This window comes from Providencia vermicola (assembly GCF_020381325.1).
Taxonomy (GTDB): Bacteria; Pseudomonadota; Gammaproteobacteria; order Enterobacterales; family Enterobacteriaceae; genus Providencia; species Providencia vermicola.
Map to the genome: position 1 here is coordinate 176,361 of NZ_JAGSPI010000007.1, position 12,251 is coordinate 188,611.

Sequence of the window (12,251 nt, forward strand, 5' to 3'; positions counted from 1 at the left end):
AGTGATTGCCCCTACTCCCCAACACAATGAAATAAAATGAAAAGTTATCCTCTAAATAGTTCGCGTTGTGGCTAGGCGGCAAAAGAGTCTATTCCAAGGAGCATACACAAGTATGTGACTTGGATAGACGAATGCAGCCAACAACGCTACAGCGCGAAATATGACGAGGATGACGAAGATTAGGAATTAGCGATAAACTGAGACCGTATCTCTTGCAACTCATCACGCACACGCGCTGCCGCTTCAAACTCCAAGTCCTGTGCGTGCTTATACATTTGTGCCTCAAGTTGTGAAATACGTTGCTCCAACTCTTTCGTCGACATACCTTGTATATCAATTGACGTCTCGTTCTTGGCATTATCTTTTGAGCGCCCTTTGCCTTTCCCGCCAACTTTGTGACCTATTTGCAGGATATCGCCAATTTTCTTGTTTAACCCTTGCGGTACGATGCCATGTTCTTCATTGAAGGCCATTTGTTTTGCACGGCGGCGTTCGGTTTCTGCTATCGCTTTTTCCATCGAATTGGTGATTCGGTCGCCGTAAAGGATTGCCTTACCATTTAAGTTACGTGCTGCACGGCCAATTGTCTGGATCAAGGAGCGCTCTGAACGCAGAAAACCTTCTTTGTCTGCATCTAAAATAGCCACTAAAGAAACCTCTGGCATATCGAGGCCTTCCCTTAACAAGTTGATCCCAACAAGTACATCAAACTCACCCAATCGTAAGTCACGAATAATTTCTACCCGTTCAACCGTATCAATGTCTGAGTGAAGGTAGCGAACACGCTCCCCATGTTCTTCCAGATATTCTGTTAAATCTTCCGCCATTCGTTTGGTCAACGTGGTGACTAATACACGCTCATTTTTCTGCACACGAATACGGATTTCAGATAATAAATCATCTACTTGCGTGGTCACAGGGCGCACTTCAATAATCGGATCCAGTAAGCCTGTCGGCCTAACCACTTGCTCAATAACTTCATTGCCCGATTTTTCCAGCTCATATTTACCAGGAGTTGCAGATACGTAAATAGATTGCGGAGCTAAAGCTTCAAACTCTTCAAAACGCATTGGTCGGTTATCCAATGCCGAAGGCAAACGGAAACCATATTCAACTAAGGTCTCTTTACGGGAACGGTCACCTTTGTACATCGCCCCAATTTGAGGAATGGTCACGTGAGATTCATCCACCACCAGTAGGCCATCCGCTGGTAAATAATCAAACAATGTCGGAGGTGGCTCACCTGGAGCACGACCCGATAAATAACGTGAATAGTTTTCAATCCCTGAGCAGTAACCCAGTTCATTCATCATTTCTAAATCAAACTGAGTGCGCTGAGTAATACGCTGCTCTTCCACCAGCTTGTGGTTTTCTAACAACACTTTTCGCCTATCCACCAGCTCTTCTTTGATATGCTCCATCGCTTCCAAAATACGTTCCCTTGGTGTGACGTAATGTGTTTTTGGGTAAACCGTAAAGCGAGGCACACGGTGTTGGATTTGCCCCGTCAATGGGTCAAAGAGAGATAGACGTTCAACTTCATCATCAAACAGCTCGACACGTAACGCGTATTCGTCAGATTCCGCAGGGAAAATATCAATCACTTCCCCGCGAACGCGAAAAGTACCACGGGTAAAAGCTTGGTCGTTACGGCTATATTGTAGGTCAGCTAAGCGCCTTAAAATAGAGCGTTGGTCAATGATCATGCCATCGGTGAGGTGCAGCATCATTTTTAAGTAGCTATCTGGATCGCCTAACCCGTATATTGCGGAGACAGAAGCCACTACAATGACATCACGGCGTTCAAGTAAAGCCTTAGTGGCTGATAAACGCATTTGCTCTATGTGTTCGTTTACAGAGGCATCTTTTTCGATAAATGTGTCAGAGCTAGGCACATAGGCTTCAGGCTGGTAATAATCATAGTAAGAAACAAAGTACTCTACTGCGTTATCAGGGAAGAATGCTTTCATTTCACTGTAAAGCTGCGCCGCCAAGGTTTTATTATGAGCCATCAACATGGTTGGGCGATTTTCTTTTGCGATAACATTGGCTATCGTAAATGTTTTCCCTGACCCCGTAACCCCTAATAAGGTTTGATGTGCTAAGCCATCTTGCAGCCCTTCGCGTAATTGACGAATTGCTTCAGGTTGGTCCCCCGCTGGCTGAAAATCAGAATACAGCTTAAAATCCTTACTCATATTACCGCCTCATAACGTGTCTCTTTTGCTATAATACTGGATAAAAAAACAGCTTCAAGTCCTGAATTTAATATTTTGTTTATCTGAGTTCCAATGAGTTTATAAAAATGTTATCCCCAAAATAATGCTTGACCTTTGGAAAACGTTATATTTTATGCTATTGGTTTTTATTGCCCTATCGCAAATATACATTGAAGTCTTGATTTTATTTAACCTATTGTATTTAAATAAAATTATATCAAAGTCCAGAATCACATCAAATAAAGGCAAAGCCGCTTGCCGCCTAGCATAGAAGTTGTTTTATAATGTTAATACACAAGGTTATCCACAGAAATGGTGGATAACTCTTGAAGCCCTTAGGGCTCATGCTTTCTCGTCATGAGTAAAATTTGTTAAACATTGAATAAATGACAAAATGATGGCAGTTATATGAAAAAATTTTTACGTAGTATCCGTTTAAAAAAAGAGATTTTATCTGTTTTAGTTCGATCATCAGACTATTTCTACGGTAAAACTTGACAAAAAATAGGTTAAGAACGTTAAACAAGATCAACAAAGCATTTAACAATTGATCATTTTTTAGAGGGGAAAATGGGCCTAAAATAACAATGTTAAGCCCTTTATTTATTTCACAATAACGTAAGATCCAAATATTGACCTAACGAGGATTCATTAAGTTGGGGCTGATAAGGTAAGATCCCTAAACAAGGTGAGTTAATCATACGTTTGAGTGTTGCAAGATATTCAGCTTGATAAACACCTGCGGGTTCAATTTCATTGGCAATCCAGCCGACAACGGATAACCCAGCGGTATTAATCGCCTCTAACGTTAATAATGCGTGATTAATGCAACCCAATTTCACGCCCACCACTAAAATAACGGGAAGTTGCTGTTCAATGACCCAATCCGCATAGGTTTTTTCGGTGGTTAATGGGGTATACCACCCGCCAGCCCCTTCAACCAACACCCAGTCCCCTTTCTCCTGAACCTCTAACAACCCTTGATTAATAACCGAAAAATCAATAGGCTCTCCCTCTTTTTCACTGATGATATGCGGTGAAGTCGGGGCTTCAAAAACAATGGGATTTACTGATGAATATGGCAATTTCACTCGGCTATTCGCTTGCAGTAATAAAGCATCGTTATTGCGCAGCCCTTCTGGTGTTTGTTCACTCCCTGAGGCAACAGGTTTATAACCGACAGTGTTAAACCTTTGCGCATTAGCGGCTTGCAATAAAGCGCAACTTGCCACGGTTTTTCCAACCTCGGTGTCCGTTCCTGTTACAAAATAAGTTTTAGTCACGATAGATGACTCCAAATACGGTTTGATAAGTTAACGGTAGCCCTTGATAAGCCATCGGATAAGCTAAAGCTAACTGCTGAAGGCGCTTACGAGTCATTAGCCCTGTTTGACGCCCCTCGGTCAAATAGGTAGCTCCAATTCCTTTAAGTGAATTCAATAGACTAATTAAATCAGGGAAATACAATGTATCTTTTTGAAAAGACAGATCATGGCGCCATGTTTGACAACTCAAGGTGATAGCTTGTTGACTCAAAAAAGTGTTCACATGAGAATATTCATCAAGCAATTGCCAAGCTTTGGATAATTCATTAAGCGAATGCTCTGCGAGCGTCGTAAAAACAATCACGCCACCACGCTTTGTCACTCTGTATAGCTCACTCAATGCACCATGTAAGTTTTCACACCATTGAATGGATAAATTGGAAAAAACCACATCAAACTGCGCTGAATGAGTCGGGATAGACTCTATATCAGCACACAAATATTCATCTGCTGCATTCTTACTTTTGGCGACATCTAACATGCCTGAAGATAAGTCCAATGCAGTGACTGTATGGCCTTGATGTTTCAGCTTTTGACTAAAAAAACCCGTACCACAACCCGCATCTAATACCCGTAAAGGCCTGTTAACCTGCGCTGCAACGAGGGTCGATTTCAATTTTTTGAGCAGTTGCTCTCCTGCTGTCTGCTGATAGCTAGCGATAGCATCGTATCTTGTCGCGGCTCGGCCAAATGCCGCCGCAATTTTTTGTTTGTCATGACAAATGATCGAAGTCATCTAAAGCCTCCAATAACTTATCAAGATCGTTTTGTTGATGTGCTGCACTCAACGTGATCCTCAACCTTGCACTGCCTGGTGGAACGGTTGGTGGGCGGATCCCTTGAACCCAAATTCCTTTTTGGCGTAAAAATGCTGCTGCACGTTGACATGTCTCATTATCACCAATGATTAAAGGTTGGATGGCTGTGGTTGAGTCAGCTAATTCCATTTGTTCAAAGTTGGCATTTTTCCTTAAGTATTCAATATTCTGCTGAAGAGTTTCACGCAGTTTATCTGCCAATTTAATCTGTTTAACCGCTTCTAATAATGCAACCGCCTGCGCGGGTGGCATCGACGTGCTGTAAATTAAATGGCGTGCTGATTGAACCAAGAAATCCGCAGTTTGATCATCACAAAGCACGGCAGCTCCACTTAAACCAAACGCTTTACCAAATGTCACCACCAAAATTTCAGGTTTAATGCCATAAGCCGAACAACTTCCGCGCCCTTGTTCACCACAAACGCCAATACCATGGGCATCGTCAACCATAAACCATGCATCGTGTTTTCTTGTGATATCTTGCAAGGTCGCCAGTGGGGCACTATCCCCATCCATACTAAAAACCCCCTCGCTGATCACGAGGGTTTTCCCTGAAGCAGGCTTATTAATTAAATTTTCAAGAGAGGATGTATTGTTATGGTAAAATCGTCTTAATTTAGCCCCTGAATGCATTGAGGCTTCTATAATAGATGCATGGCTGAGTTTATCGGCTAATATGCGGTCATTTGCTGTCATTAGCGCAGTGATCACCGCCTGGTTTGCTGCAAACCCCGAAATAAACAACAGTGCTTTTGAGTACCCCAGCCACTGTGCCAGTTCACTTTCAAGTGCAGCATGAGCTTGAGTGTACCCCGTAATATGCCCTGAACCGCCACTCCCAATCCCATAGATATCTGCACCACGTTGCCATGCAGCAATAATCTCAGGGTGATGAGATAACCCTAAATAGTCATTAGACGAAAAATTTAGGTATTTTTCGCCATTTTGGTAGAGCTCTCTACCATCAGATCTTTCAATACATTGGCGTTGACGCCAGATCGACGCACGTTTGCGCTGTTCGATCTGGTCTTGTAGGAAAGTTTGCCAGCTCATCATACTGCTGCATTATAAAACTGTGCGTTATCAGCGGTTAACAATGTTTCTGCCAATTTCGCAGCTTGCTGGTTATCCCCTTCATCCGTATCAATGCGCTCTGGGTTAATATCCAGTTTTCTAAACAGCGCTAAGTCTTTGTTTTCATCTGGGTTAGGAGTGGTGAGTAACTTACAACCATAGAAAACTGAGTTTGCCCCCGCCATAAAGCAGAGCGCTTGAGTTTGCTCATTCATATACTCGCGACCCGCCGATAAACGTACATAGGACGTCGGCATCATGATACGAGCCACTGCAATAGTACGAATAAAATCAAAGGCATCGACATCTTCATTGTCTGCCATTGGCGTGCCTTCCACTTTCATTAGCATATTAATTGGTACGCTTTCTGGTGGTTTTGGTAAATTGGCTAATTGCACCAACAAAGCGGCACGGTCGCTGATTTTTTCACCTAAGCCTAAAATACCGCCTGAGCACACTTTTATCCCTGCATTTCGAACATTGCCCAAAGTATCCAAACGGTCTTGGTAAGTTCTCGTCGTGATAATATTGCCGTAATATTCAGGGGATGTATCAAGGTTATGATTGTAATAGTCTAAACCCGCCTCAGCGAGGCGCTGGGCTTGGGAGTTATCAATCATGCCTAAGGTCATGCAGGTTTCCATCCCTAGGGATTTCACCTCTTTTACCATCATTTCAAGATAAGGCATATCACGCTCTTTTGGATTGCGCCATGCGGCTCCCATACAAAAACGCGTAGACCCTGCTTGCTTAGCTTTTTTTGCTGATTCAAGCACTTGCTGAACTTCCATCAAACGTTCTGTTTCTAAACCTGTTTTATAACGGGCGCTCTGTGCACAATATTTGCAATCTTCGGGGCACGCGCCTGTTTTGATAGACAGCAAGGTACTGACTTGTACTTGCTGCGGGTCAAAATGTTGGCGATGTATTTGTTGCGCTTGAAATAACAACTCAAAAAAAGGCATTGAAAACAGTTCATTAGCTTGTTTTATTGTCCACTGTTTTAATGTATTCATGGAGACACTCCAGTTGAAAAAATTGTTGCCAGTTTAAATATTGTGGTTATCATGTCAACTAAAATGATCTAAAAAAGTTTACGATGGATAATGATGAATAGTCACGATATTGCTTTTGATAGCCAACACATTTGGCACCCTTACACCTCAATGAGTCACCCTATCCCAGCCTATCCAATCGTTGCAGCACATGGGGTTGAGCTCGAAATGGCAGATGGAAAAAAATTGATTGACGGGATGGCCTCGTGGTGGTCAGCAATTCATGGCTATAACCATCCTGAACTCAACCAAGCAGCGATAAACCAATTAAATCAGATGTCTCATGTGATGTTCGGCGGAATAACCCACCCACCCGCAGTGAATTTATGCAGGCAGTTAGTCGCCATGACACCTGCTCCACTAGAGTGTGTATTTTTGGCCGATTCAGGGTCTGTTGCCGTCGAAGTCGCACTGAAAATGGCACTGCAATATTGGCAAGCTCGAGGCAATAAACGTCAACGAATTTTAACATTACGCCATGGATATCATGGAGATACCTTTGGTGCGATGGCGGTCTGTGACCCAGATAACTCTATGCATGGCCTGTACAAAGGCTATTTGCCACCGCATATCTTTGTGGATGCCCCACAATGTGGTTTTCATGATGAATGGGAGCCAAGTGATCTTGAGCCTTTAATTCGTGAATTAACTAAAAATCATCGTGAAATTGCAGCGATCATCTTAGAACCGATCGTACAAGGCGCGGGGGGAATGCGTATCTATCACCCTGAGTATTTGAAAGGTGTGCGCCAGTTATGTGATGAATATGGGATCTTGCTCATTGCAGATGAAATCGCTACAGGTTTTGGGCGTACAGGAAAGCTGTTTGCCTGTCATCACGCCAATATATCACCAGATATTATGTGCTTAGGTAAAGCATTAACAGGCGGTTATATGACGCTCTCAGCGACGCTTACAACACGCCACGTCGCAGAAACAATTAGCAACGGTGAAGCGGGTTGTTTTATGCATGGCCCGACCTTTATGGGTAACCCCCTAGCCTGTGCTGTCGCCGATGCAAGTCTAACCCTGTTGCTGAATAGCCCTTGGCAACAAACGATTGCCAATATTGAACAACAATTAAAAACCGAACTCATGCCTTTAGCATCTCACCCTGCGGTTGCTGACGTACGAGTTCTTGGTGCTATTGGCGTGATTGAAATGAAACAGCCTGTAAATACTGCCACTTTACAAAAGGTGTTTGTGGAAAATGGCGTATGGGTACGTCCATTTGGCAAGTTAGTTTATATTATGCCACCGTATATCATCACCCCTGAGCAACTCACTAAAGTCACCGATACCATGGCCAAAGTCTTAGGTAATCAATAAAATACATTTAATATTTTGTTTTTTAAACAGATTTTTAAACAGATAATCTCCTAAATAATTTGAGTTATAGCAAGGCGGCAAACAAGGGTATCCCTAGGAGCATACATAAGTATGTGACTAGGGTACCCGCGTGAAGCCAACACCGCTATAGCTCGAAGTATGACGGAGATTAAAGGATGAAAGACAGTACCCACATAGGGCCTTTACCTACTTGATACCTGCCTATTTGCGTCAATTTTCCGGTTATCGGGTCAATCTCTGACACTGAAATATGGTCGGATTTTTGCCCACTGGAGATTAAAAAACGCCCTGTTGCATCGATATTAAAGCCCCTTGGGTGTACCTCGGTTGGGTAACGCGCCTCTAACGTAAGTTCGCAGCCATCATCAGAAATAATATAGTGGCTAATGTAGCTTTCTGAACGCTCACTGACATATAAATGGCGACCATTTGGCGTCACATGAATATCGGCTGCCCAACGTTGGCTTTCATTACCTGCTGGGAAGTTTGCCAATGTTTGCATTGTGCGATAACGGGTGAACTTACGGTAAACACCAATGGTTGAATCCAGTTCATTTACGCAGTAAATAACTTTCTCCGTTGGATGGAATGCCAAATGGCGGGGGCCTGAATTTGGCGCTGTTGTAATTTGGTCAGCTGTTGCTTCCCTTAAATACCCATTCTCACTCAGATCAAACAAGCGGATATGATCTTCCCCTAAACAAGGCACCCAAAGTTGCTGATTATCTGCATCGACATGAGATGAATGAGGATTACGCAAGCCTTCAATCACTTGGATCACTTGGATCACTTGACCCGGTACACCATCTTGATTTATAGACAACACAGATAAATTGTGTTGATGATAGGAAGGCACAAACAAGTATTTACCTGTATTATCAAGGGATAAGTGTACAGGTGTACCGGGGACTGATGTTTCTGCTTTTAAGCGTAACGTGCCTTTCGTTTCAATCTCATAGGTTACGACGCGAAAATTTGGGCGCACACCAATATACAGGTGTTTTTTATCATGGCTTAACACCATTGGTTGTACCTGTCCTGGTGTTTTCACAGTTTGCAGAAGCGTCAACTCCCCCACTTCATTCATTGACCACACGTGAATTTGCTGACTTTCGGGACTCGCAATATAAACAACCTGTTCCATCTGAACTCCTTAATTCATGACAAAATGCTAAGCCGCATCGATAACCTAAATGTATTAGGCCACTATACCTTATATTTTTTAAATTACTGTGAGTAATTAACGCCAATGCCGCTATTACCTTAAACCGGCATCGTTAAACTAAAACGGTTCAGTTCGTTACTATTATCAGCTATGATGATAAAATAACCTCATTCCTATAGTTCGACTATAGGTCACTTCTAAAATCACGTGGAGCCGTTTATGTCATACCGCGTTATTGCGCTCGATCTCGATGGAACACTGCTTGATCATCAAAAGAAGATCCTGCCTGAATCGTTAGCTGTCCTACAAGAAGCCCGTCGCCAAGGTGTTAAAGTGATCATCGTGACCGGTCGTCACCATGTCGCTATTCACCCTTTTTACCAAGCCCTTGACCTGGATACTCCGGCTATTTGCTGTAACGGTACTTACCTTTATGACTATCTCGGGAAAAAAGTTCTCAAATCAAACCCAATGACCCTCGATTCAGTCACTCAAATGATTGATAAGTTACGCGGAACCGATATCCAACATTTAATGTATGTAGATAACGCGATGTTATATAACGCAAAAACTGAAGGTATTACGCGCACATTAAGTTGGGCTGATTCATTACCCGCCGCACAACGTCCAACCATTGAGTTTGTTGAAGACTATGCGGATGTGATGCATAACTATGATTCTATTTGGAAATTTGCGGTTAGTTCACAAAATAAAGAGCAGTTACACCAAGTCGTCAACGAAATCGAAAATGATTTTGGCTTAGATTGTGAATGGTCTTGGATGGATCAGGTGGATGTGGGTCGTAAAGGGAATAGTAAAGGCCAACGTTTAAAAGAGTGGGTTGAATCCCAAGGTATGACAATGGAAAATGTTGTCGCTTTTGGTGATAATTTCAATGATTTAAGCATGCTTACTACTGCAGGCCTCGGCGTCGCAATGGGCAACGCCGTCGATGAAATCAAACAGCAAGCCAAACTGGTCACTCGCGAAAATACTGAACCTGGTATCGCTGAAGTGATCCGTAAATACGTTCTGTAACCCATTTTTACTTATCAATTGAAAGGAAAGCCCAGCTTTCCTTTTTCTGTTTTCTGTTTTCTGTTTTCTGTTTTCTGTTTTCTATTAAAACTTTACACTAATCCTCTAAATAGTTCGCGCTACAGCTAGACGGCAAATGAAGCTACCCTAGTCACATACATAAGTATGTGACTAGGGTAGCTGAGTGCAGCAACAACGCTGTGGTGCGAAATATGACGAGGATTGAGGAGCATACATAAGCATGTGACTTGATTGGCTGATTGAAGCCAACAACGCCACGGCGCCAAGGACAATATCCATTACTCTAAGTCATTGGTGTTGTGGCTAGGCGGCAAATGAGCTAAGTCTTAGGAGCATACATAAGTATGTGACTAAGATTAGCGATTGAAGCCAACAACGCCACAGCGCCAAGGGCGACGAGTAATTATAAATGACGCGACAGCGACACAGCCTTAACCTGCGCATACACCTTGCGACCTTTACGAATTGACAGCTCATCACGAGCCCAGCGCGTAATACGAGCCCACAAATAGTGCTCATCGCCTAAATCCAGTTTCACATCAATTTGCTCGCCATCTTCAATCCATTCAACCACTTCTGCAGAAAGGATATTACGAATACTGCTGATTGACGGTTTTTCTAGCACCAATGAAACATCAGAAGCATCGACACGAATACGTAATTCTGCACCTTGATGGCTATCAACCCGCGAGATCCATAACTTTTGACCACCGACAACTACTGCTGTCATATCGTAATCTGGATGCTGGCTGTGGACTGTCGCACTGATGACACTACTTAATGTTTCTTTTTGTAGCCAAGGACGCAACGCACTGCTCGCCCATACTTCTTCAAGTGGCCCAAACGCTTTAACTTTTCCGTCTGCCATTACAATCACTTTATCCGCCAAGCGCAAGATTTCATCTAAACTATGGCTTACATACAGAATGGGAATTTTAACGTCTTGAGACAGCTTTTCTAAATAAGGCAATAACTCGCGTTTGCGTGGTAAGTCTAAAGAAGCCAACGGCTCGTCCATCAATAAAATTTCAGGTGCCGTTAACAATGCACGGCCAATAGCAACACGCTGTTTTTCCCCACCCGACAACGTTATCGGATAGCGATTCAGGAGTTGTTCAATACCCAATAACTCAACAATGTCGTCAAAACGTGATTTCATTGTTGAGGCCATGCCATAACGCAAATTATTTTTGACGCGATAATGCGGAAATAACCGAGCATCTTGGAACACATAGCCAATATGACGCTGCTCTGGAGGCAAACAAATTTTCTTTTCGATATCCACTAACGTGCGGCCATTTAACACAATACGCCCTTTGTTAGGCTTCGTTAGCCCACCAATCACGTTAATTAAAGAGGTCTTACCTGCCCCCGATAATCCAAAAACGGCAGTAATACTTTCAGTCGGTAGCTGGGTATTAACGTCTAATTGCAAATCCCCTAACTTTTGGAAAAAGTCGAGTTCTAACATCTTACGCTACCCCCAAACGTTTTTTACCCCAACGGGTTAGCCATTCTGAAATTAATAATGAAATCAAAGCTAAAACGATAGCAATAATACACAAACGGGCAGCATCAACTTCCGCGCCAGGCGTTTCAATCAGCGTATACATGGCAAGGGGAATAGTTTGGGTTTCACCTGGTATATTGGATACGAAGGTAATAGTGGCACCAAACTCCCCCAAAGAACGAGCGAAAGCCAGCACCGTACCCACGATAATACCCGGTAAAGAAAGAGGGATCGTGATCGTAAAAAAGACGCGTAAAGGCGTTGCCCCTAGTGTTCTCGCGGCCTGTTCGAGTTTTCGGTCTACCGCTTCTAGGGCCAAGCGAATCGCCCGCACCATTAAGGGGAAGGCCACCACTGCAGATGCAAGTGCTGCACCTCGCCAACTAAATGTGAAGCTAAAACCAAACCAGTTATACAGCCATTCACCAATAAAACCGCGTTTTCCCATGCTGATCAATAATAAATAGCCCACTACCACGGGTGGCAGCACCAGTGGTAGATGGATAATACTATCGAGCAGTGTTTTACCCGGAAAATTACAGCGAACCAATACCCAAGCCGTTAAAATACCGAGGGGTAAGCTGAGGATAACAGCGACACTGGATACTTTGAGGCTCAGGTAAATTGCTTCCCATTCATAAGGACTTAACATCTGCAACACTACACTCTCTTAATC

General features: G+C 43.2%; 10 protein-coding genes. 2 read left to right on the plus strand and 8 right to left on the minus strand.

The genetic code is table 11. The features are described 5' to 3' along the window. Positions 1-179 precede the first annotated feature (179 nt). The 5 genes from uvrB to bioB all read right to left on the minus strand — a co-directional run bounded on the left by uvrB (position 180) and on the right by bioB (position 6,452). Positions 180-2,198 (minus strand): excinuclease ABC subunit UvrB, encoded by a 2,019-nt coding sequence (gene uvrB, locus KDJ85_RS11945; RefSeq protein WP_225819868.1) that lies wholly within the window; start codon positions 2,196-2,198, stop codon positions 180-182. A 629-nt stretch (positions 2,199-2,827) separates the two neighbouring features. Then, positions 2,828-3,502, minus strand: a complete 675-nt coding sequence (gene bioD / locus KDJ85_RS11950) for a dethiobiotin synthase (RefSeq protein ID WP_225819869.1) — start codon at positions 3,500-3,502, stop codon at positions 2,828-2,830. Next, on the minus strand, positions 3,495-4,280 hold the full coding sequence (bioC, locus tag KDJ85_RS11955) for a malonyl-ACP O-methyltransferase BioC (protein ID WP_225819870.1): 786 nt from the start codon (positions 4,278-4,280) through the stop codon (positions 3,495-3,497). The genes bioD and bioC overlap by 8 nt, the downstream gene beginning before the upstream one ends. Next, positions 4,258-5,415: an 8-amino-7-oxononanoate synthase gene (gene bioF, locus KDJ85_RS11960; RefSeq protein WP_225819950.1), complete on the minus strand. Its 1,158-nt coding sequence runs from the start codon at positions 5,413-5,415 to the stop codon at positions 4,258-4,260. Before bioF ends, bioC begins: the two co-directional genes overlap by 23 nt. Next, positions 5,415-6,452 carry a biotin synthase BioB gene (gene bioB, locus KDJ85_RS11965; protein WP_225819871.1) on the minus strand — a complete coding sequence of 346 codons (1,038 nt, stop codon included), beginning with the start codon at positions 6,450-6,452 and terminating at the stop codon, positions 5,415-5,417. Before bioB ends, bioF begins: the two co-directional genes overlap by 1 nt. 93 nt (positions 6,453-6,545) lie before the next feature. Between bioB and bioA the strand changes: the two genes are divergently transcribed. Then, a complete protein-coding gene (gene bioA / locus KDJ85_RS11970) occupies positions 6,546-7,820 on the plus strand; it encodes an adenosylmethionine--8-amino-7-oxononanoate transaminase (RefSeq protein ID WP_225819951.1) in 1,275 nt (424 codons plus the stop codon). A gap of 169 nt (positions 7,821-7,989) precedes the next feature. Here bioA and pgl read toward each other — a convergent pair whose 3' ends face one another. Then, positions 7,990-8,985, minus strand: coding sequence for a 6-phosphogluconolactonase (gene pgl / locus KDJ85_RS11975; protein WP_225819872.1), 996 nt, complete (start codon positions 8,983-8,985; stop codon positions 7,990-7,992). Positions 8,986-9,225: 240 nt separating this feature from the next. Between pgl and KDJ85_RS11980 the strand changes: the two genes are divergently transcribed. Beyond that, a complete protein-coding gene (locus KDJ85_RS11980) occupies positions 9,226-10,044 on the plus strand; it encodes a pyridoxal phosphatase (RefSeq protein WP_225819873.1) in 819 nt (272 codons plus the stop codon). Between the two features lie 424 nt (positions 10,045-10,468). Here KDJ85_RS11980 and modC read toward each other — a convergent pair whose 3' ends face one another. Together modC and modB are read right to left on the minus strand one after the other, a co-directional pair. After that, complete coding sequence (modC, locus tag KDJ85_RS11985; RefSeq protein WP_225819874.1) at positions 10,469-11,536, minus strand: molybdenum ABC transporter ATP-binding protein ModC; 1,068 nt, start codon at positions 11,534-11,536, stop codon at positions 10,469-10,471. Between the two features lies 1 nt (position 11,537). Then, positions 11,538-12,227, minus strand: coding sequence for a molybdate ABC transporter permease subunit (gene modB, locus KDJ85_RS11990; RefSeq protein WP_206085323.1), 690 nt, complete (start codon positions 12,225-12,227; stop codon positions 11,538-11,540). Positions 12,228-12,251: the final 24 nt, after the last annotated feature.